This is a genomic window from Stutzerimonas frequens (genome assembly GCF_024448335.1).
GTDB classification, from domain to species: Bacteria; Pseudomonadota; Gammaproteobacteria; order Pseudomonadales; family Pseudomonadaceae; genus Stutzerimonas; species Stutzerimonas frequens.
Map to the genome: position 1 here is coordinate 60,249 of NZ_JAMOHM010000004.1, position 19,968 is coordinate 80,216.

General features: G+C 61.6%; 18 protein-coding genes and 2 tRNA genes. 1 reads left to right on the forward strand and 19 read right to left on the reverse strand.

Annotated elements, in window-relative coordinates; all coding sequences use genetic code 11:
- Nucleotides 1-4 precede the first annotated feature (4 nt).
- The 14 genes from rpsO to rlmE form a co-directional block, all read right to left on the reverse strand.
- Entirely contained in the window at nucleotides 5-274 is a 270-nt protein-coding gene (gene rpsO, locus NAO55_RS07170) for a 30S ribosomal protein S15 (RefSeq protein ID WP_003293213.1), read from the reverse strand.
- Between the two features lie 114 nt (nucleotides 275-388).
- The gene (truB, locus tag NAO55_RS07175) at nucleotides 389-1,306 is read right to left on the reverse strand and encodes a tRNA pseudouridine(55) synthase TruB (protein ID WP_102838537.1); all 918 of its coding nucleotides are present in this window, start codon (nucleotides 1,304-1,306) and stop codon (nucleotides 389-391) included.
- 2 nt (nucleotides 1,307-1,308) lie between these two features.
- On the reverse strand, nucleotides 1,309-1,698 hold the full coding sequence (gene rbfA, locus NAO55_RS07180; RefSeq protein WP_102838538.1) for a 30S ribosome-binding factor RbfA: 390 nt from the start codon (nucleotides 1,696-1,698) through the stop codon (nucleotides 1,309-1,311).
- A gap of 100 nt (nucleotides 1,699-1,798) precedes the next feature.
- Nucleotides 1,799-4,297: a translation initiation factor IF-2 gene (gene infB, locus NAO55_RS07185; protein ID WP_102838539.1), complete on the reverse strand. Its 2,499-nt coding sequence runs from the start codon at nucleotides 4,295-4,297 to the stop codon at nucleotides 1,799-1,801.
- Nucleotides 4,298-4,325: 28 nt separating this feature from the next.
- A complete protein-coding gene (nusA, locus tag NAO55_RS07190) occupies nucleotides 4,326-5,807 on the reverse strand; it encodes a transcription termination factor NusA (RefSeq protein ID WP_102838540.1) in 1,482 nt (493 codons plus the stop codon).
- A 44-nt stretch (nucleotides 5,808-5,851) separates the two neighbouring features.
- The gene (gene rimP / locus NAO55_RS07195; protein ID WP_102838541.1) at nucleotides 5,852-6,310 is read right to left on the reverse strand and encodes a ribosome maturation factor RimP; all 459 of its coding nucleotides are present in this window, start codon (nucleotides 6,308-6,310) and stop codon (nucleotides 5,852-5,854) included.
- A 128-nt stretch (nucleotides 6,311-6,438) separates the two neighbouring features.
- Nucleotides 6,439-6,515: transfer RNA gene (locus NAO55_RS07200), tRNA-Met, on the reverse strand.
- Nucleotides 6,516-6,609: 94 nt separating this feature from the next.
- Nucleotides 6,610-6,695 (reverse strand) — tRNA-Leu (locus NAO55_RS07205).
- Between the two features lie 7 nt (nucleotides 6,696-6,702).
- Nucleotides 6,703-7,086, reverse strand: coding sequence for a preprotein translocase subunit SecG (gene secG, locus NAO55_RS07210; RefSeq protein WP_102838542.1), 384 nt, complete (start codon nucleotides 7,084-7,086; stop codon nucleotides 6,703-6,705).
- A gap of 4 nt (nucleotides 7,087-7,090) precedes the next feature.
- Entirely contained in the window at nucleotides 7,091-7,846 is a 756-nt protein-coding gene (gene tpiA, locus NAO55_RS07215; protein ID WP_102838543.1) for a triose-phosphate isomerase, read from the reverse strand.
- A 65-nt stretch (nucleotides 7,847-7,911) separates the two neighbouring features.
- Nucleotides 7,912-9,249: a phosphoglucosamine mutase gene (glmM, locus tag NAO55_RS07220; RefSeq protein WP_102838544.1), complete on the reverse strand. Its 1,338-nt coding sequence runs from the start codon at nucleotides 9,247-9,249 to the stop codon at nucleotides 7,912-7,914.
- Between the two features lie 10 nt (nucleotides 9,250-9,259).
- On the reverse strand, nucleotides 9,260-10,111 hold the full coding sequence (folP, locus tag NAO55_RS07225; RefSeq protein WP_102838545.1) for a dihydropteroate synthase: 852 nt from the start codon (nucleotides 10,109-10,111) through the stop codon (nucleotides 9,260-9,262).
- Between the two features lie 148 nt (nucleotides 10,112-10,259).
- Nucleotides 10,260-12,179, reverse strand: a complete 1,920-nt coding sequence (gene ftsH / locus NAO55_RS07230) for an ATP-dependent zinc metalloprotease FtsH (RefSeq protein ID WP_256359734.1) — start codon at nucleotides 12,177-12,179, stop codon at nucleotides 10,260-10,262.
- A gap of 205 nt (nucleotides 12,180-12,384) precedes the next feature.
- A complete protein-coding gene (gene rlmE / locus NAO55_RS07235) occupies nucleotides 12,385-13,017 on the reverse strand; it encodes a 23S rRNA (uridine(2552)-2'-O)-methyltransferase RlmE (RefSeq protein WP_102838546.1) in 633 nt (210 codons plus the stop codon).
- 83 nt (nucleotides 13,018-13,100) lie between these two features.
- On the opposite strand from rlmE, the gene NAO55_RS07240 reads away from it, so the two are divergent.
- Complete coding sequence (locus tag NAO55_RS07240) at nucleotides 13,101-13,412, forward strand: YhbY family RNA-binding protein (RefSeq protein WP_102838547.1); 312 nt, start codon at nucleotides 13,101-13,103, stop codon at nucleotides 13,410-13,412.
- Between the two features lie 31 nt (nucleotides 13,413-13,443).
- Here NAO55_RS07240 and NAO55_RS07245 read toward each other — a convergent pair whose 3' ends face one another.
- From NAO55_RS07245 to dapB, 5 genes are all read right to left on the reverse strand, one after another.
- Nucleotides 13,444-13,875, reverse strand: a complete 432-nt coding sequence (locus tag NAO55_RS07245) for a DUF4149 domain-containing protein (RefSeq protein WP_102838548.1) — start codon at nucleotides 13,873-13,875, stop codon at nucleotides 13,444-13,446.
- Nucleotides 13,853-14,329, reverse strand: a complete 477-nt coding sequence (gene greA, locus NAO55_RS07250; protein ID WP_063541277.1) for a transcription elongation factor GreA — start codon at nucleotides 14,327-14,329, stop codon at nucleotides 13,853-13,855. The genes NAO55_RS07245 and greA overlap by 23 nt, the downstream gene beginning before the upstream one ends.
- Nucleotides 14,326-17,547, reverse strand: a complete 3,222-nt coding sequence (gene carB, locus NAO55_RS07255) for a carbamoyl-phosphate synthase large subunit (RefSeq protein ID WP_102838549.1) — start codon at nucleotides 17,545-17,547, stop codon at nucleotides 14,326-14,328. Before carB ends, greA begins: the two co-directional genes overlap by 4 nt.
- 172 nt (nucleotides 17,548-17,719) lie before the next feature.
- Complete coding sequence (carA, locus tag NAO55_RS07260) at nucleotides 17,720-18,868, reverse strand: glutamine-hydrolyzing carbamoyl-phosphate synthase small subunit (RefSeq protein ID WP_102838550.1); 1,149 nt, start codon at nucleotides 18,866-18,868, stop codon at nucleotides 17,720-17,722.
- Between the two features lie 216 nt (nucleotides 18,869-19,084).
- Nucleotides 19,085-19,891 carry a 4-hydroxy-tetrahydrodipicolinate reductase gene (dapB, locus tag NAO55_RS07265; RefSeq protein ID WP_102838552.1) on the reverse strand — a complete coding sequence of 269 codons (807 nt, stop codon included), beginning with the start codon at nucleotides 19,889-19,891 and terminating at the stop codon, nucleotides 19,085-19,087.
- Between the last annotated feature and the right edge of the window lie 77 nt (nucleotides 19,892-19,968).

Consider the following 19,968-nt stretch of genomic DNA (forward strand, 5'->3'; position numbering starts at 1 on the left):
CGTCTTAGCGACGCAGACCCAGACGACCGATCAGGGTGCTGTAACGAGTGGTGTCCTTACCCTTCAGGTAATCCAGCAGCTTGCGGCGCTGGTTAACCATGCGGATCAGACCACGACGCGAGTGGTGATCTTTGCCGTTGGCCTTGAAGTGGTCCTGCAGCTTGTTGATGTTGGCGGTCAGCAGGGCTACCTGCACTTCCGGGGAACCGGTGTCGCCTTCAGCTTGCTTGTACTCGTTAACGATCTGGGCTTTTTCTTCAACGCTCAGTGCCATGATAGGGCTCCTTGAGTGAACAGGCCGGGAATCATCCCGTGTTTAATAAAGAGAAATGACCGTGCCTGCTGACAGCCACCCTCTGACGCAACGCGCGAACGCGCTGCGTAACGGTCATTCCGACCGAATCAACCGACGTGGCGCAATGCGCCCGTCTTCGCTCACTTCACCGATACCGATGAAGCGACCATTGTTATCCTGTACGCGAACCATGCCGTACTGCGGCGCCTCCGGTGCCCGCACCGGCTGTCCGTGCAGCCAGTAGTAGGCGCTGTGCTCCGACAACTGCAACAACGGCCAATGCTCCAGCCCGCTGTCCACCGGTTGCAGGAATCCATCCAGGGCCTCGGAGCCGCCGTCAGCATGCGCCCGCTCCAGTTTCTCGAGCGTCACCGTCTGCGAAAGGTCGAACGGACCGGCCTGCGTGCGCCGCAGCTCGGCGACATGCGCGCCGCAGCCGAGCAACCGGCCGATGTCTTCCACCAAGGTCCGGATATAGGTGCCCTTGCTGCAGGTCACAGCCAGTCGCGCCTTGTCGCCTTCGAGCGCGAGCAACTCCAAGCGCGCAATATTAACAGAACGCGGCTCGCGCTCCACCACTTCACCGGCACGCGCCAGCTTGTATAGCGGCTGGCCGTCGCGCTTGAGCGCCGAGTACATCGGCGGCACCTGCAGGATATCGCCGCGAAACTGCGGCAGCAGTGCCTCCAGCTGCTCAGGGGTAACCATCACCGGCTTACGCTCCAGAACCTCGCCCTCGGCATCCGCGGTGGTGGTGGTCACGCCGAGCTGCATCACCGTCTCGTAGGCCTTGTCCGCATCTAGGAGGTACTGCGAGAACTTGGTGGCTTCTCCGAAACACAGCGGCAACACCCCGGTCGCCAGTGGATCGAGGCTGCCGGTATGCCCGGCCTTCTCCGCATTGAGCAACCAGCGAACCTTCTGCAGCGCCGCGTTGGAGGTGAACCCGCGCGGCTTGTCCAGCAGGATGATGCCACTGACATTGCGTCGTACACGCTTGACCTGTGCCACGCTTACTCTCCGCGCTCGTCGCTGTGCTTGCGATCTTCGGCCACGGCGCGCTCGATCAGCGAACTCAGTTCCACGCCGCGCCGGATGCTGGCGTCATAGTTGAAATGCAGTTGCGGGACCGTACGCAGCTTCATGCTCTTGCCGAGCTGCATGCGCAGGAAGCCGGCAGCCTCATTCAGGATGCGCAGGTTGCCTTTGACCGCTTCCTCGTCGTCATCCTGCCCCATGATGGTGATGAAGATCTTCGCATGGGACAGATCGCGGCTGACGTCTACCCCGGTGATCGTGATCAGCCCCAGACGCGGATCCTTGATCTCGCGCTGGATGAGCAGCGCCAGTTCGCGCTGCATCTGATCACCGATACGCTGGGTACGACTGAATTCTTTGGCCATATTTTTTCCACCCGTTCAAAAGCCAAAAGCTGGAAGCTCGGAGCAGCCACCGCAACCGCGGCGACGACTCCTGGCTTCCAGCTCTCGGACTGGCGCTTGCTTACAGCGAACGCGCCACTTCGACCTTCTCGAACACTTCGATCTTGTCGCCGACCTTGACGTCGTTGTAGCTCTTCACGCCGATACCGCACTCCATGCCGGCGCGGACCTCGGCGACGTCGTCCTTGAAACGACGCAGCGACTCCAACTCGCCTTCGAAGATCACCACGTCGTCGCGCAGGACGCGGATTGGCCGATTGCGGTAGACCATGCCCTCGGTGACCATACAGCCGGCAACCGCGCCGAACTTCGGCGAACGGAAGACGTCACGCACTTCGGCAATGCCGAGGATATTCTCGCGCACATCGCTGCCGAGCATACCGGTGAGCGCCTTCTTGACGTCCTCGATAATGTCGTAGATGACGTTGTAGTAGCGCATGTCCAGGCCCTCGGCCTCGACGATCTTGCGCGCACCTGCATCGGCACGGACATTGAAGCCGAACAGCACTGCGTTGGATGCCAGCGCCAGGTTGGCATCGGACTCGGTGATACCACCGACGCCGCCGCCGACCACGCGCACCTGCACCTCGTCGTTGCCCAGCCCGTTGAGGGATCCCTGCAGGGCCTCGAGAGAACCGCGTACGTCGGCCTTGAGGACGATGTTCAGCGTTTTCTTCTCGTCCTGCCCCATGGTTTCGAAGATATTTTCCAGCTTGCCGGCATGGGCACGAGCCAGCTTCACCTCGCGGAACTTGCCCTGACGGAACAGCGCAACCTCGCGGGCCTTCTTCTCGTCGGCAACCACGGTCAGGTCGTCACCAGCTTCCGGGGTACCATCCAGACCGAGAATCTCGACCGGAATCGCCGGACCGGCTTCTTTCACCGGCTTGCCGTTCTCGTCGAGCATGGCGCGAACACGACCGAAGTTGACGCCGCAAAGAACCATGTCGCCCTGGCGCAGCGTGCCGTCCTGAACCAGCACGGTAGCGACCGGGCCACGACCCTTGTCCAGACGCGATTCGACCACCACGCCACGACCCGGGGCCGACGGCGTCGCTTTCAGCTCGAGGAGCTCGGCCTGCAGCAGTACAGCCTCGAGCAGCTCGTCGACACCAGTACCCATCTTGGCGGATACCGGGATGAACGGAGTATCGCCGCCCCACTCTTCCGGAATCACATCGAGCGCGGCCAGGCCGTTCTTGATGTTGTCCGGGTTGGCGTCCGGCTTATCGATCTTGTTCACCGCGACCACGATCGGAACACCAGCCGCCTTGGCATGCTGTACCGCTTCCTGGGTCTGCGGCATGACGCCGTCATCGGCCGCCACGACCAGGATCACGATGTCGGTGGCCTTGGCACCGCGAGCACGCATGGCGGTAAACGCCGCGTGGCCCGGGGTATCGAGGAAGGTGACCATGCCACGCTCGGTTTCGACGTGATAGGCACCGATGTGCTGGGTGATACCGCCAGCTTCGCCAACAGCTACCTTGGCACGGCGGATGTAGTCGAGCAGCGAAGTCTTACCGTGGTCGACGTGGCCCATGACGGTCACAACCGGCGCACGGGCGACCGACTCGCCTTCGAACTTCAGCAGCTCGGCCAGCTGCTCTTCCAGCGCATTGTCGCTGACCAGCTTGACCTTGTGGCCCAGTTCCTCCGCGACCAGCTGCGCGGTCTCCTGATCCAGCACTTGGTTGATGGTGACCGGAGACCCCATCTTGAACATGAACTTGATGACTTCGGCCGCTTTCACCGACATCTGCTGGGCCAGTTCGGCCACAGTGATGGTCTCGCCGATCGACACTTCGCGCACGACTGGTCCTGTTGGGCTCTGGAACCCATGCTGGTTACGCTTCTTGAGCTTGCTCTTGCCACCGCGACCACCGCGACGGAAGCCATCGGCTTCGTCCTCACCGCTACGCACGGTGCGCGCCAGCGGTGCCTTGGTCTTGAGCGACGGCCGATGCTGCGCATGCTTGCGATCACGACGCTCGTCGTCATCGCTGCGCGGCTTCTCGACACGGCGAGGCTCTTCCTTCTTGCGCTCTGGAGCGGGAGCAGCAGGCTCGACCGCTACCGGCACGGGCTCTCCGCTCGCGGGCTCGACAGGCTGGGCAGGCGCCTCGGCCACGGCCTTGGCTGCCTCGGCCTGGCGACGCGCCTCCTCTTCGGCGCGCTCGCGGGCTTCCTGTTCGGCCTTGGCACGCGCGGCTTCCTCGGCAGCACGCTGTTCTTCCAGCTCGCGACGCTTTTCCGCTTCGATTTCTTCAGCGCTGCGCTTGACGAAGGTCTTCTTCTTACGGACCTCTACACTGATGGTCTTGCTGCCACCCACCTTCAACTTGGTAGTGGTTTTGCGCTGCAAGGTAATCTTGCGCGGTTCATCCACCTTCGCCCCATGGCTGCTCTTGAGATGGGCAAGCAGGGCCTGCTTTTCGTTATCGGTCACTACTTGCTCGGCGCTGGTGTGCGACAGTCCTGCCTCACGCATCTGCTGAAGCAGTCGCTCGACCGGTGTGTCGACCACCTGGGCCAGTTCTTTCACCGTGACTTGCGTCATGCATTTCTCTCCTCAGGCCGCTAATTACTTACTCGAACCAATGGGCTCGGGCGGCCATGATCAGCTTGCCGGCACGCTCTTCATCGATGCCGTCTATGTCGAGCAGGTCGTCAATAGACTGCTCGGCCAGGTCTTCGCGGGTGATGACGCCCCGCACGGCCAACTCGACCGCCAGTTCTTTGTCCATGCCTTCAAGCGCCAGCAGATCGTCAGCCGGCTGAGCGTCTGCGAGCTTTTCCTCGTTGGCGATGGCCTTGGTCAGCAGGCGATCCTTGGCCCGCGTACGCAGCTCGTTGACGATATCCTCGTCGAAGCCATCGATGTCGAGCATCTCCTCCATCGGGACATAGGCGACTTCTTCCAGCGAAGTGAAGCCCTCTTCTACCAGTACCTGCGCGAGCTCCTCATCTACATCCAGCTCTTCGATGAAGCTGCGCAGAATATCGCCGGTCTCTTCCTGCTGCTTGGCCTGGATGTCCGCTTCGGTCATGACATTCAGCGTCCAGCCGGTCAGTTGGCTGGCCAGACGTACGTTCTGACCGCCGCGTCCGATGGCCTGGGCCAGGTTGTCCTCGGCGACGGCGATATCCATGGCATGTGCGTCTTCGTCGACGATGATCGCTGCGACTTCGGCAGGCGCCATGGCATTGATGACGAACTGCGCTGGGTTCTCGTCCCACAGCACGATGTCGACCCGCTCACCACCGATTTCGCCGGACACTGCCTGAACCCGCGATCCACGCATACCGATACAGGCGCCCTGGGGATCGATGCGCTTGTCCTTGGAACGAACAGCGATCTTGGCCCGCGAACCTGGGTCACGCGACGCCCCCATCACCTCAATCAAGCCCTCGGCGATCTCAGGCACCTCGATGCGAAACAGCTCGATCAGCATCTGCGGCGCAGTGCGCGACAGGATCAGCTGCGGGCCGCGGTTCTCGGTGCGAATTTCCTTGAGCAAGGCGCGAACACGGGCACCGACGCGGAAGGTTTCACGCGCGATGATGTCTTCCCGGGCCAGCAGCGCTTCGGCGTTGTTGCCCAGATCGACAATGACGCTGTCGCGGGTCACTTTCTTGACCGTTCCGGAGATGATTTCACCCAGACGATCGCGATAGGCCTCGACTACCTGCGCACGCTCGGCCTCGCGTACTTTCTGCACGATGACCTGCTTGGCAGTCTGCGCCGCAATGCGACCGAACTCGATGGACTCGATCTTCTCCTCGAACACATCACCGAGCTTGGCGTCCGGATTACGCTCCTGGGCCTGATCCAAGGCCAATTGGTGGGCCGGATCCTCGAAATGCTCGTCGTCGACCACGGTCCAGCGACGGAAAGTCTCGTAACTGCCGTTGTGGCGATTGATTTCCACACGCAGATCAACGTCGTCTTCGTAGCGTTTCTTGGTCGCTGTGGCCAAAGCCAGCTCCAACGCCTCGAAAATCACACTTGCCGGTACGCCCTTTTCATTGGACACCGACTCCACAACCAGCAGTACTTCTTTGCTCATCGTACGCCTCGCCTTTCGCAATCCATTGGGTCCGCGGGATCCGCTCAGTCAAAACGGGGAACTATGTTGGCCTTATCGATCATGTCGATCGGCAGCAGATACTCATGGTCATCAACCAGCACAACAATGTCCTGCTCTTCCACCCCACGGAGAAGACCCTGGAAATTGCGCCTGCCCTCGAAGGGCGAGCGCAGCTTTATTTTTACTTGTTCACCGACATGGGCGCTGTATTGCTCGATCGTGAACAGCGGCCGGTCCATTCCCGGAGAGGACACCTCAAGGGTGTAGTCCACGCTGATCGGGTCCTCCACATCGAGGACACCGCTCAGTTGCCGGCTGACCTTCTCGCAGTCATCAATGAGAATGCCGTTGGCATGATCGATATAGACACGCAACAGCGAATGACGGCCCTGGGAAATGAACTCGATCCCCCAGCATTGATAGCCAAGCGCCTCAACCACCGGGGCCAACAAGGCCTGCAACTGTTCTAGCTTGCTCGACATCGAAGTCCCTCGCGCATGCTGTACAAATGAAAAATGGGCGAAACGCCCATCCCTTCTGACCGCCTGTAAATGCCGGCGACCTGGCCTCAAGCTAATAAAAAGCCCCTGTACAGGGGCTCTTTATTGGCTGGTTGCGGGGGCTGGATTTGAACCAACGACCTTCGGGTTATGAGCCCGACGAGCTACCAGACTGCTCCACCCCGCGTCAAACTGGGCACGAATTATACGACCCACACCCAATACAGGTCAACCGAAACCCTCAAACACAAGAAAGCCCGCACTAGGCGGGCCTGCTTGTTTGGTACCGAGGAGGGGACTCGAACCCCTACAGCCTATGGCCACTACCACCTCAAGGTAGCGTGTCTACCAATTCCACCACCTCGGCAAAAACCTTATTGCCCCTCTCCCACCTCAGGCACGTCGCCAGCAGTCTCCGTCGCCTTTTGCTCTTCGAGCATCGGCACATCTTCTACCGCGGGCTTGCTTGCCGGCACTTCCAGAACAGCCGGATCAGGCAGCCCCGCCTGAGACAATTGATCAGCCTGCTGCTTGGCGAAGAACGCCAACCCAAGGCTGGTCAGAAAAAAAACGCCCGCAAGTATAGCAGTAAGCCGACTCAAAAAGGTAGCAGAACCTTGGCTTCCGAAAACAGTTGCCGAAGCACCGGAACCGAAAGACGCACCAGCATCCGCACCCTTGCCCTGCTGCAGCAGCACCAGCGCAACCACACCAAGAGCAACCAGCAGATGCACCACGATCACAACAGTCTGCAACATCTGTTCAGTTCCCCGCGGCGCGACAGATCGCACCGAATTCATCCGCTTTCAGAGAGGCCCCACCAACTAGCCCCCCATCAATATCCGCCATGGCGAACAGCTCGGCTGCATTCTCCGCCTTGACGCTACCACCATACAGCAGCCTTACACCCTCAGCGATGCGGCGATCGCTACGGGCAAGCTGCTCACGAATGGCAGCATGTACTTCCTGCGCTTGCCCTGGCGCCGCCGTCAAGCCCGAGCCGATAGCCCAGACAGGCTCGTAAGCGACCACCGCAGACCGAAACGCCTCGATTCCCTGATCATCGAGAACCCGACCCAGCTGCCGCGCCACTACCTCGAGCGTCCTACCGGCTTCGCGCTCCTCGAGCGTCTCGCCGACGCACAGCACAGGCATCAAACCACTCAACTGGGCTGCCGCAAACTTCTGGCTGACCACTTCGTCCGTCTCACCCAGCAACAGGCGGCGCTCGGAATGCCCAACCAATACCCACTTGCAACCCGCGTCAACAAGCTGTTCGGCCGAGACCTCACCGGTCAAAGCACCAAACCCCGACTGCAACGCACAATCCTGAGCACCGACGGACACTTTTGCTCCATCGAGCGCGCTCAAGACCTGACTGACATGCACAAAGGAGGGAAATACCGCAATCTCGACTGCCGCAGGCAATACCTGCTGCTGAAAAGACTCGATCAGCTCTGCGACGCTAGCGCGGGTACCGTTCATTTTCCAGTTACCAGCTACCATGGGGCGACGCATGCTTTACCTCATCGGTCAAAGTGGGCGCAGATGTTACTCAACGACTGCGCCCCTGGCAAGCAGCTTCACGCACAAACTTCGGTTACGACCTTGGCCAACTCTTCCGCCATGCACCGCACCTGAGTCTCGTCATCGCCCTCGACCATTACCCGCACCAGCGGCTCGGTACCAGACTTGCGCAGCAGGACGCGCCCACGCCCACCCATGCGCTCGGTGACGCTATCGCACGCAGCCTTGACACTGGGATGAGCAATCGGATCACGATCGCCTGAGAAGCGCACATTGATCAGTACCTGCGGACACTTGTGCCACGCCAGACGCTCCTGGGCGAGGGTCTGCTCACGGCGACGAAGAGCCAGTACCACCTGCAAGGCCGCGATGATCGCATCACCCGTCGTGGTGTGCTGAGCGCAGACGATGTGCCCGGAATTCTCGCCACCGAGAACCCAGCCACGATCAAGCATTTCCGCGATCACATAGCGATCGCCGACCTTGGCACGCGTGAATGGAATCTCACGCGCCTTCAACGCAAGCTCTAGCCCGAGGTTGCTCATCAGCGTGCCCACCACGCCACCGGCCAGACGCTCGCGCTCCTGCAGATCGGTCGCAATGATGTAAAGCAGCTCATCGCCATCGACGACCGCACCGGTATGGTCGACCATCATCACCCGGTCGCCGTCACCGTCAAAGGCGATGCCGAGGTCTGCTCCATGCTCAACGACCGCTTTCTGCAATTGCCCGACGTGGGTTGAACCAACATCGGCATTGATGTTCAGCCCATCCGGCTGTGCACCGATCACCACGACCTCTGCCCCAAGCTCGCGGAACACGCTGGGCGCGACCTTGTAGGTAGCGCCGTGAGCGCAATCGACTACCAGCTTGAGCCCGGAGAAATCAGTACTGGTCGGCACGCTGCTCTTGCAGAACTCGATATAGCGACCGGCCGCATCGTTGATCCGCGACGCCTTGCCCAACTGAGCCGACTCGACGACCGTCATCGGCGTGTCGATCAGCTCCTCGATCATCAATTCCACCTCGTCGGGGAGCTTGGTGCCGCGACCGGAAAAGAACTTGATGCCGTTGTCGTGATGGGGATTGTGCGAGGCACTGATAACGATCCCGGCCTCGGCATGAAAGGTACGTGTCAGGTAGGCAACCGCCGGAGTCGGCATCGGCCCTAGCAGCAACACATCGGCTCCAGCAGCGGAGAGCCCCGCCTGCAGTGCCGACTCGAACATGTAGCCCGAGATACGGGTGTCCTTGCCGATCAGGATTCGGCACTTGCCCTGCTTGCGAAAGGCCATGCCCGCCGCCCAGCCCAACTTGAGCATGAAGTCAGGGGTAATGGGCGCCTGCCCTACGTGGCCACGAATGCCGTCGGTGCCGAAGTACTTTCTAGTCATGGTGCTTTCCCTACTCTGCCGCCTGCACTGCGGCAATCATTCGAACTACATCAACCGTTTCGGCAACATCATGCACCCGCACGATCTGCGCCCCCTTGCTGACGGCAAGAGCCGCTAGCGCCAGACTGCCATACAACCGCTCAGCCACCGGGCGCCCTAGCACGCCACCGATCATGCTCTTGCGTGACACACCTACCAGCAGGGGGCGACCAAATTGGTGAAGCGCCTCCAGATGCTTGAACAGCACGAGATTGTGATCCAGCGTCTTGGCAAACCCGAACCCCGGGTCGAGCACGATGCGCTCGGTCGGAATGCCTGCCGCCGCACAGGCAACCATTCGGTCACCGAGGAACGACGCTACTTCCTCAGTGATATCGTCGTAACGCGGATCATCCTGCATATCACCTGGCTCGCCGCACATATGCATGAGACAGACTGGCAGACCGCTGTCGGCCGCAGCATCCAGCGCGCCATCGCGCCGCAACGAGCGCACGTCGTTGATCAGCCCAGCCCCGAGACGCGCACACTCACGGATCACGGCCGGCGTCGAAGTGTCGACCGAGATGACGACGTCCAGCTCGCGGGCGATAGCCTCGACGATCGGAGCGACTCGCTCCAGTTCCTCAGTAGGTGATACCGAGCGCGCGCCCGGACGCGTCGACTCACCCCCGACATCGATCAGCGTGGCGCCAGCCGTGACCATCGCCTGCGCGTGGCGCAAGGCGGCGTCGCGCTCGGCGAAGCGGCCACCGTCGGAGAAGGAATCAGGGGTGACATTGAGAATCCCCATGACATGGGGACGAGATAGATCGAGAACCCGACTGCCGCAGACCAGTCGAGCAGGTGAAGACGAGTTATTCATTCACGAGCCTTGAACGTTGGGACGCCTGGGCAGGCGATCCACACCAGCTGCACCACCATGGCACAGCGGGGAGAACAATTTACACCAGAAGGGGCGCCTATGCGCCCCTTCTGGATTCAGCTCATGACACGCGTTCGGCGCGCTGCCCTCAGTGCTCGCCGGCCGGACCGCCGATCGGCGTCTGCGGGCGGCTGTCATCCGGTACCGCTGGCGTCCCGGATGTTCCAGAACCACCCTCCCAGTCGCGCGGCTCACGCGGTGGGCGTCCGGCCATGATGTCGTCGATCTGCGGCGCATCGATCGTTTCGTACTTCATGAGGGCCTCGGCCATCATGTCCAGCTTGTCGCGATTGTCCGTCAGGATCTGCTTGGCCGTGCCGTAGCAATGATCGATGATGCTGCGCACTTCTTCATCGATGAGCTTGGCGGTCTCGCCGGACACGTTGGCATGCTGACTACCGGCACTGCGACCGAGAAAGACTTCGCCTTCCTCTTCGGCATACATCAGCGGACCAAGCTTTTCGGACAACCCCCACTTGGTCACCATGTTCCGCGCCAGTTGCGTGGCGCGCATGATGTCGTTGGAGGCGCCAGTCGTGACACCTTCGAACCCCAGGGTCATCTCCTCCGCAATCCGGCCGCCAAACAGCGAGCAGATCTGGCTGATCAGCGCGCGCTTCGACAGGCTGTAGCGATCCTCTTCCGGGAGGAACATGGTGACGCCCAACGCCCGCCCACGCGGGATGATCGAAACCTTGTACACCGGATCGTGCTCCGGCACTACGCGCCCCACGATGGCATGTCCCGCCTCGTGATAGGCCGTGTTGAGCTTCTCCTTCTCGGACATGACCATGGACTTGCGCTCGGCGCCCATCATGATCTTGTCCTTCGCCAACTCAAACTCGCGCATCTCGACTATGCGCTTGTTCGCCCGCGCAGCGAACAGCGACGCCTCGTTGACCAGATTGGCCAGGTCCGCGCCCGAAAACCCCGGTGTACCGCGGGCGATAACCGCCGGCTCGACGTTCTCGCTGACCGGCACCTTGCGCATATGCACCTTGAGGATCTGCTCGCGACCGCGGATGTCCGGCAAGCCAACAACGACCTGGCGGTCGAAACGGCCCGGACGCAGTAGCGCCGGATCGAGCACGTCTGGGCGGTTGGTAGCCGCGATGACGATAATGCCGTCGTTCATCTCGAAACCGTCCATCTCCACCAGCAACTGGTTGAGGGTCTGCTCGCGCTCGTCATGCCCGCCGCCAAGGCCGGCACCACGATGGCGGCCGACTGCATCGATCTCGTCGATGAAGATGATGCACGGCGCATGCTTCTTGGCCTGCTCGAACATGTCACGGACACGGCTGGCGCCGACACCGACGAACATCTCGACGAAATCCGAACCCGAAATGGTGAAGAACGGCACCTTGGCTTCGCCGGCGATTGCCTTGGCCAGCAGCGTCTTACCGGTACCGGGCGGGCCGACCATCAACACACCGCGCGGAATACGGCCACCGAGACGCTGGAACTTGCCTGGGTCACGAAGGAATTCGACCAGTTCGTGCACCTCTTCCTTGGCCTCGTCGCAACCCGCGACGTCAGCGAAGGTGGTCTTGACCTGATCCTCGGAGAGCAACCGAGCCTTGCTCTTGCCGAAGCTCATCGGCCCGCCCTTGCCGCCTGCACCGCCCTGCATCTGCCGCATGAAGAACATGAACACGGCGATGATCACTAGGATCGGGAAGCTGGCCACCAGCAACTGGGTCCAGATGCTCTGCTGCTCAGGCTGCTTGCCCTCGATCAGCACATTGTTGTCGAGCAGGTCACCGATCAGGCCGTTGTCCTGGATCGCCGGGCGAATGGTCTTGAAGGTATCGCCGTCGCTCCGCTTGCCGATGATGACGAAGCCATCGACGGTCACGCGCTCGACGCGCCCTTCCTTGACTTGTTCGAGGAAATCCGAGTAGTTCAGCGTCTGCGGCTCGGTCGGGCTGGAGAAGTTGTTCATCACCGTGACCAAGACGGCGGCGATGATCAGCCACAGAATCAGGTTTTTTGCCATGTCGTTCAATTCACTACCCTCTGGAGCAAACCCGTTGTCTGCGGGCCCGCATGACGGCCGATAGGTTGCTTGGCCTAACTTACTACACAACTCAATGAAACAGGCAGCCGGTCTGTAACCCTATGAAACAGCCTAGCCCTAGCTTTATGTGCCCGTCCATTGGACTCGCAACCGCCGGAAACGGTCGCTTTGATCTGGGACGGCAGCTTACGTGCTAGTCGTCTTGCCCGCCCCGGAAGCCACGAGCGAGCAGATATTGCTCGCGAGACCGGTCGCGCGACGACAGCGGCTTGCGCATTTGCACTTTCTCGAAGTTCTGCCGAACCTCTTTCAGGTAGGCATCGAAGCCCTCTCCCTGAAATATCTTGATCAAGAAATCACCACCCGGACGCAGCACGCGGCTCGCCAGATCGAGCGCCAGCTCGCAGAGGAACATCGCGCGCGGCTGATCCGCCGCCCTCACCCCACTCATATTGGGGGCCATATCCGAAATCACAAGGTCGACGGGATTATCCCCGATGGCCTCGAGGATCTGAGAGAAGACCTCGTCTTCTGTGAAATCGCCTTGAATGAAGGTTACGTCGGCGATGCTGTCCATCGGCAGAATGTCAGATGCGATCAGCCGACCTTTGTCGCCGATGACCCGACTGGTGACCTGAGACCAGCCACCCGGCGCCGCACCGAGGTCGACCACCGTCATGCCAGGGCGCAGGATGCGATCCTTCTCCTGGATCTCCAGCAGCTTGTAGCTGGCGCGCGAACGGTAGCCGTCGCGTTGCGCCATCTTCACGTAAGGATCGTCGAAATGTTCTTTCAGCCACCGTGGGCTGGTCTTGGAGCGTGCCAAGCTGATACCTCATCTGTGCGGCCCTGCACCTCTCGGGTACACTAGCCGCCGTTTTTCAAGGGTTCTGACGCAAGGGTCGAAATATGCCGCTCACAAACGAGCAGAAGAAACAGTACAAGTCCATCGGCCACCATCTGAAACCGGTTCTGATCGTAGCCGAAAACGGGCTGACCGAAGGCGTTCAGGCCGAACTGGAGCGAGCCCTGAACGACCATGAGCTTATCAAGGTCCAGTTTCGTCTTACCGAGCGCGAAGATCGTCGCGCCTTGATGGAAGAGCTGTGCGCGATCGGTAAGTGCGAGCTGGTACAAACCATCGGCAAGATGGCACTGGTCTATCGCAAGAATCCGAAGCCGAACAAGCAGCTGTCGAACATCCATCGCTTCCAGGCGTGAAACCGCTGCGGCAGCAACCTGCCGCGGCAATTCATTGCGCTCGCCCTGGCGCAGGCTGCAACACCAGCATCAGGCCGCCCAGGGCCATCGCCAGAATGCTGAAACTGCCCCAGTAAATGGACTCGAACCAGCCAGCATTCATCAGCAGATGCGTGCCGGCCAGGACCATCACTGCCAATAGCACCTGCCCACGCACGTCACGCCACAAACCGCGAAGGCCGACGGCCTGGACCAGCACCAGCGCCTGCAGCGCGGCACAGAATGCGGCGAAGCCGACCATCAGAGGGCGCAGGCCTCCGGCAATCTCCTCGACCAGCATTGGCGCCAGGCCGATCCGGCCGAGCGCAGGCAGCACCAGAAACTGCAGCAACCACAGACCGCCGACCCAGAAGGTTTGGGTCAGCTGCCAGGTGATGAAACCGGCGCGCGCAGGCTGCCGATCAGATATGGCGGACTTCGACAATCTCGTACTCGATCAGCCCGCTGGGTGTTTTGACCGCCACCACATCGCCCTCCTCCTTGCCGATCAGTGCCCGCGCGATCGGTGAACTCACCGACAGCTTGCCCTGTTTGATATCGGCCTCGTCGTCACCGACGATCTGGTAGGTCACCTGCTCGTCCGTCTCGACGTTGGCGATGTCCACGGTGGTACCGAAGATCACCTTGCCGGTCGGTGGAATGCTGGCGATGTCGATAACCTGGGCATTCTGCAGACGACCCTCGATGTCACGAATGCGCGCCTCGACCATGCCCTGCTGCTCACGCGCCGCGTGGTACTCGGCGTTTTCCTTGAGGTCACCTAGCTCACGCGCCTCGGCGATGGCCTGGGTGATCTGCGGACGCAGCACGGTTTTCAAATGCTTGAGTTCTTCTTCCAGGGCGCGAGCGCCCTGGATGGTCATGGGGAATTTTGTCATGCGTTGATTCCTGCATGGAGATCCTGCAAGCGGCGCACGGTCTTTTCGGGACCGAACTTGAGCGCCTCACAGATCGCCTGACCACCGGCGATGGTGGTGGTGATGCAGATCTTGTGTTGCAGGGCGTTACGACGAATGGAATACGAATCGGCGATGGACTGACGCCCTTCGGTGGTGTTGATGATCAGCGTGACCTCGTCATTCTTGATCATGTCGACCACGTGCGGACGGCCTTCGGTCACCTTGTTCACGCGACGCACCGGCAGCCCGGCCGCCTCGATGATACGCGCCGTGCCAGCGGTGGCAACGACCTCGAAGCCGAGGCCAACCAGATCACGTGCGACCTGCTCGACGTAGGGCTTGTCGTCTTCGCGCACGCTGAGGAAGGCGCAGCCAGAAGTCGGCAGGATTTCACTGGCACCCAGCTGGGCCTTGGCGAAGGCTTCGGCGAAGCTGTCGCCGACACCCATCACCTCGCCGGTGGACTTCATTTCCGGGCCGAGGATGGTGTCGACGCCCGGGAACTTGGCGAACGGGAACACCGCTTCCTTGACGCTGAAGTAGGTCGGGATGATCTCGCGGGTGAAGCCGACCTCGGCCAGGCTCTTGCCCGCCATGACGCGGGCAGCGACCTTGGCCAGCGACTCGCCGATGCACTTGGAGACGAACGGCACGGTACGCGAGGCGCGCGGGTTGACCTCGAGCACGTAGATGTCCTCGCCCTGCACGGCCATTTGCACGTTCATCAGACCGACCACGTCGAGCTCCAGGGCCATCTTGCGCACCTGCTCGCGGATCTCGTCCTGGATGTGCTGCGGCAGCGAGTAGGCCGGCAGCGAGCAGGCCGAATCGCCGGAGTGCACGCCGGCCTGCTCGATATGCTGCATGATGCCGCCGATCACCACGGTCTCGCCGTCACAGACGGCATCGACGTCCACCTCGATGGCGCAGTTGAGGAAGTGGTCGAGCAGAACCGGGCTGTCATTGGACACCTGCACCGCTTCGCGCATGTAGCGCTTGAGCTCTTCTTCCTCGTAGACGATTTCCATCGCGCGACCGCCCAGTACGTAGGACGGGCGCACCACCAGCGGATAACCGATGGCCTTGGAAGCCGCGATCGCCTCTTCCTCGCTGCGCGCGGTGGCGTTCTGCGGCTGGCGAAGGTTCAGGCGCTGCACCATCTGCTGGAAACGCTCGCGGTCTTCGGCACGGTCGATCGCGTCCGGGCTGGTGCCGATGATCGGCACGCCGGCTTCTTCCAGGGCGCGACAGATCTTCAGCGGCGTCTGACCACCGTACTGCACGATCACACCCTTGGGCTGCTCGACGCGGACGATTTCCAGCACATCTTCCAGGGTCACCGGCTCGAAATACAGACGGTCGGAAGTGTCGTAATCGGTAGAAACGGTCTCCGGGTTGCAGTTGACCATGATGGTCTCGTAACCGTCTTCACGCATGGCCAGCGCGGCATGCACGCAGCAGTAGTCGAACTCGATGCCCTGGCCGATGCGGTTGGGACCGCCGCCGAGAATCATGATCTTCTCGCGGCTCGACGGGTTGGCTTCGCACTCTTCCTCATAGGTCGAGTACATGTAGGCGGTGTCGGTGGCGAACTCGGCGGCGCAGGTGTCGACGCGCTTGTACACCGGCAGCACCTTGAGCTTGTGGCGATGGCTGCGCAGGTTCTTTTCGGTGACGCCGAGCAGCTTGGCCAGACGGGCGTCGGAGAAACCCTTGCGCTTGAGCTTGTACATCAGGTCACGGTCGATGCTGGACAGGCCGAGCGTCTTGACCTGCTCCTCGTCCTTGACCAGATCTTCGATCTGCACCAGGAACCACGGATCGATCTTGGTCAGGGCGAACACGTCTTCGACGCTCTTGCCGGCGCGGAAGGCGTCGGCCACGAACCAGATGCGGTCGGCGCCCGGCACGGTCAGCTCGCGCTTGAGCGTACTTTCGGCCTCGGCATCAGCCAGGTTCAGCTTCGGATCGAAACCGGTGGCGCCGACTTCCAGACCGCGCAGGGCTTTCTGCATGGACTCCTGGAAGGTACGGCCAATGGCCATGACCTCGCCGACCGACTTCATCTGAGTGGTCAGACGAGCGTCGGCCTTGGGGAATTTCTCGAAGGCGAAGCGCGGCACCTTGGTCACGACATAGTCGATCGCCGGCTCGAACGAGGCAGGCGTGCGACCGCCAGTGATGTCGTTCTGCAACTCGTCGAGGGTGTAACCGACGGCCAGCTTGGCGGCGATCTTGGCGATCGGGAAGCCGGTGGCCTTGGAGGCCAGCGCCGAGGAACGCGACACGCGCGGGTTCATCTCGATCACGACCATGCGCCCGGTGTTCGGGCAGATGCCGAACTGCACGTTGGAACCGCCAGTTTCCACGCCGATCTCACGCAGCACCGCCAGCGAGGCGTTGCGCATGATCTGGTATTCCTTGTCGGTCAGGGTCTGCGCCGGGGCTACGGTGATGGAGTCGCCGGTGTGGACGCCCATCGGATCGAAGTTCTCGATGGAGCAGACGATGATGCAGTTGTCCTTCTTGTCGCGGACCACCTCCATCTCGTATTCCTTCCAGCCGATCAGCGACTCGTCGATCAGCAGTTCGCTGGTCGGAGACAGATCCAGACCGCGGGCACAGATCTCTTCGAACTCCTCACGGTTGTAGGCGATGCCGCCACCGGTACCGCCCATGGTGAACGACGGACGGATGATGCAGGGGAAGCCGACCTTGTCGAGAACCGCGTAGGCCTCTTCCATGTTGTGCGCGATGCCGGATTCCGGGCAGGCCAGGCCGATGTTCTTCATCGCCTTGTCGAAGCGCGAACGGTCTTCGGCCTTGTCGATGGTGTCGGCGTTGGCACCGATCATCTCGACACCGAACTTCTCCAGCACACCATGCTTTTCCAGGTCCAGCGCGCAGTTCAGCGCAGTCTGGCCGCCCATGGTCGGCAGCAGCGCGTCGGGGCGCTCCTTCTCGATGATCTTGGCCACGGTGGCCCACTTGATGGGCTCGATGTAGGTGGCGTCGGCCATGGCCGGGTCGGTCATGATGGTGGCCGGGTTGGAGTTCACCAGGATGACGCGGAAGCCTTCTTCCTTCAGCGCCTTGCACGCCTGGGCACCGGAATAGTCGAACTCGCAGGCCTGGCCGATGACGATGGGGCCAGCGCCGAGGATGAGGATGCTTTTGATATCTGTACGTTTTGGCATATTCGTTACTCGAATCCTTGGGTCAGTCGGCGAGTCATCTTGAGAGTTACTGCGCGCTCCTGGGCTGCGTTGCGCGGTACTCACTTCCTCGCCGTACTACCTGTACTGTCTCGTCGTTGCGTTCCGGGCGCCTTGCCCAGACCGCGCTCGCTACACTCTCAAGGCGACTCGTTTACTGTCGCTTGGCCATGGCTTCGATGAAACGGTCGAACAGCGGCGCGACGTCGTGCGGGCCGGGGCTCGCCTCGGGATGGCCCTGGAAGCTGAAGGCAACCTTGTCGGTACGCTCGATGCCCTGCAGGGTGCCGTCGAACAGCGACTTGTGCGTGGCGCGCACATTGGCCGGCAGGCTGGCTTCGTCCACGGCGAAACCGTGGTTCTGACTGGTGATCATCACCACGCCAGTCTTCAGATCCTGCACCGGATGGTTCGCCCCGTGATGACCATTGGGCATCTTCACGGTCTTGGCGCCGGAGGCCAGCGCCAGCAGCTGATGGCCGAGGCAGATGCCGAACACCGGAATGTCGGTTTCGAGCACCTGCTGGATCGCTTCGATCGCGTAGTCGCACGGCTCAGGGTCACCCGGGCCGTTGGCCAGGAAGATGCCGTCCGGATTCAGCGCCAGGGCTTCGCTGGCAGGCGTCTGCGCCGGCAGCACGGTGACGCGGCAACCGCGGGCGACCAGCATGCGCAAGATGTTGTACTTAACGCCGTAGTCGAAGGCGACGACATGGTAGGGCAGCTCGCTGGCCGGGATCTCCGCATGCGCGTCGTCCTTCAGGCACCAGACAGTGGAACGCCACTCGTAACGTTCCTTGACGCTGACTTCCTTGGCCAGGTCCATGCCTTTGAGGCCGGGGAAACTGCGCGCCAGCTCCAGCGCTTTCTCTTCGGTCGCGTCAGCTCCAGCCAGGATGCAGCCGTTCTGCGCACCCTTCTCGCGCAGGATACGGGTCAGACGACGGGTATCGATGCCGGCGATGGCAACGGTGCCGTTAGTCTTGAGGTAATCGGGCAGCGACTGCTTGTCGCGCCAGTTGCTGGAAATCAGCGGCAGGTCGCGAATCACCAGGCCCGCGGCCCAGACCTTCCAGGACTCGGCATCCTCGGGCGTGGTGCCGGTATTGCCGACGTGGGGATAGGTGAGGGTAACGATCTGCTTGGCGTAGGAAGGATCGGTGAGGATTTCCTGATAGCCGGTCATGGCGGTGTTGAACACCACCTCACCAATGGTTTGCCCATCGGCGCCGATGGATTCGCCGCGAAAGATGCTGCCATCGGCAAGAGCCAGAATGGCTGGCGTAAGGGCTGGCTTAGTCAAGAGACCTCCCGTAGATCAAGGCTGGAGCAAACGCAGATTGTAAAAAAGCGGGATGACGTGTGAAGGTCATCCCGCTTTTTGTTTGATTCATTTCTGCGCAACTTTTAGTGGACACACTAAAGCGGGAAGCTTACACAAAACCGCCTTTCCGGTCCAGCCGAAATCGCCGCCCAGCGCACCCGAACGGGGCACCGCACAGCCAGCGCGCGCAACGAATCATTTCAGCCCGAGCACGTCCTGCATGTCATAGAGGCCCGCCGGCTTCTCGTCCAGCCACAGCGCGGCGCGCACTGCACCCTTGGCGAAGGTCATGCGACTGGAAGCCTTGTGGGTGATCTCGACACGCTCGCCATCGGCGGCGAACAGCACGGTGTGGTCACCCACAACATCCCCGGCACGCACCGTGGCGAAGCCGATGGTCTCGCGCGGCCGCGCACCCGTCTGACCTTCGCGACCATAGACGGCGACCTTCTGCAGGTCGCGCCCAAGCGCCTCGGCGACCACCTCACCCATGCGCAACGCAGTGCCGGACGGTGCATCCACCTTGTGCCGGTGATGGGCCTCGATGATCTCGATGTCCACATCGTCGCCCAGGACCCGCGCCGCCGTATCCAGTAGCTTGAGGCAGAGATTGACGCCAACACTGAAGTTGGCCGCGAAGACGATCGGAATCTCCCTGGCCGCTGCCGCGAGGCGTTCCTTCTCTTCCGGCGAAAAGCCGGTGGTGCCGATCACTATGGCCTTACCGGCGCGCCGGCAGACCTCCAGGTTCTTCAGCGTCACCGAAGGGTGGGTGAAGTCGATCAGCACGTCGAACTCGTCGACCGCCCTGGCGACATCACCGGTCAGCGGCACGCCCAACCGCCCGATGGCTGCCAGCTCGCCTGCATCGGCGCCGACCAGGGTGCTGTCCGGCCGATCGATGGCCGCGGTCAGGCCGGCGACGCCGCCTGTTTGCTGCACCGCCTCGATCAGTGTCTTGCCCATGCGCCCGGCGGCGCCCGTCACTGCAATACGTCGCATACATCAGCTCCAAGCTGCAAGCCGGAAACCGACGGAGAGGCCGATGCACGGCACCGGACCTCAAGCCCTCAGTTCGA

What these genes read in the sequence shown, in the direction of transcription:
- carB (WP_102838549.1), bottom strand. Translation starts at nt 17,547, where the DNA reads ATGCCAAAACGTACAGATATCAAAAGCATCCTCATCCTCGGCGCTGGC.
- folP (WP_102838545.1), bottom strand. Translation starts at nt 10,111, where the DNA reads ATGAATAACTCGTCTTCACCTGCTCGACTGGTCTGCGGCAGTCGGGTT.
- rpsO (WP_003293213.1), bottom strand. Translation starts at nt 274, where the DNA reads ATGGCACTGAGCGTTGAAGAAAAAGCCCAGATCGTTAACGAGTACAAG.
- rbfA (WP_102838538.1), bottom strand. Translation starts at nt 1,698, where the DNA reads ATGGCCAAAGAATTCAGTCGTACCCAGCGTATCGGTGATCAGATGCAG.
- secG (WP_102838542.1), bottom strand. Translation starts at nt 7,086, where the DNA reads ATGTTGCAGACTGTTGTGATCGTGGTGCATCTGCTGGTTGCTCTTGGT.
- nusA (WP_102838540.1), bottom strand. Translation starts at nt 5,807, where the DNA reads ATGAGCAAAGAAGTACTGCTGGTTGTGGAGTCGGTGTCCAATGAAAAG.
- glmM (WP_102838544.1), bottom strand. Translation starts at nt 9,249, where the DNA reads ATGACTAGAAAGTACTTCGGCACCGACGGCATTCGTGGCCACGTAGGG.
- NAO55_RS07240 (WP_102838547.1), top strand. Translation starts at nt 13,101, where the DNA reads ATGCCGCTCACAAACGAGCAGAAGAAACAGTACAAGTCCATCGGCCAC.
- infB (WP_102838539.1), bottom strand. Translation starts at nt 4,297, where the DNA reads ATGACGCAAGTCACGGTGAAAGAACTGGCCCAGGTGGTCGACACACCG.
- greA (WP_063541277.1), bottom strand. Translation starts at nt 14,329, where the DNA reads ATGACAAAATTCCCCATGACCATCCAGGGCGCTCGCGCCCTGGAAGAA.
- dapB (WP_102838552.1), bottom strand. Translation starts at nt 19,891, where the DNA reads ATGCGACGTATTGCAGTGACGGGCGCCGCCGGGCGCATGGGCAAGACA.
- rimP (WP_102838541.1), bottom strand. Translation starts at nt 6,310, where the DNA reads ATGTCGAGCAAGCTAGAACAGTTGCAGGCCTTGTTGGCCCCGGTGGTT.
- tpiA (WP_102838543.1), bottom strand. Translation starts at nt 7,846, where the DNA reads ATGCGTCGCCCCATGGTAGCTGGTAACTGGAAAATGAACGGTACCCGC.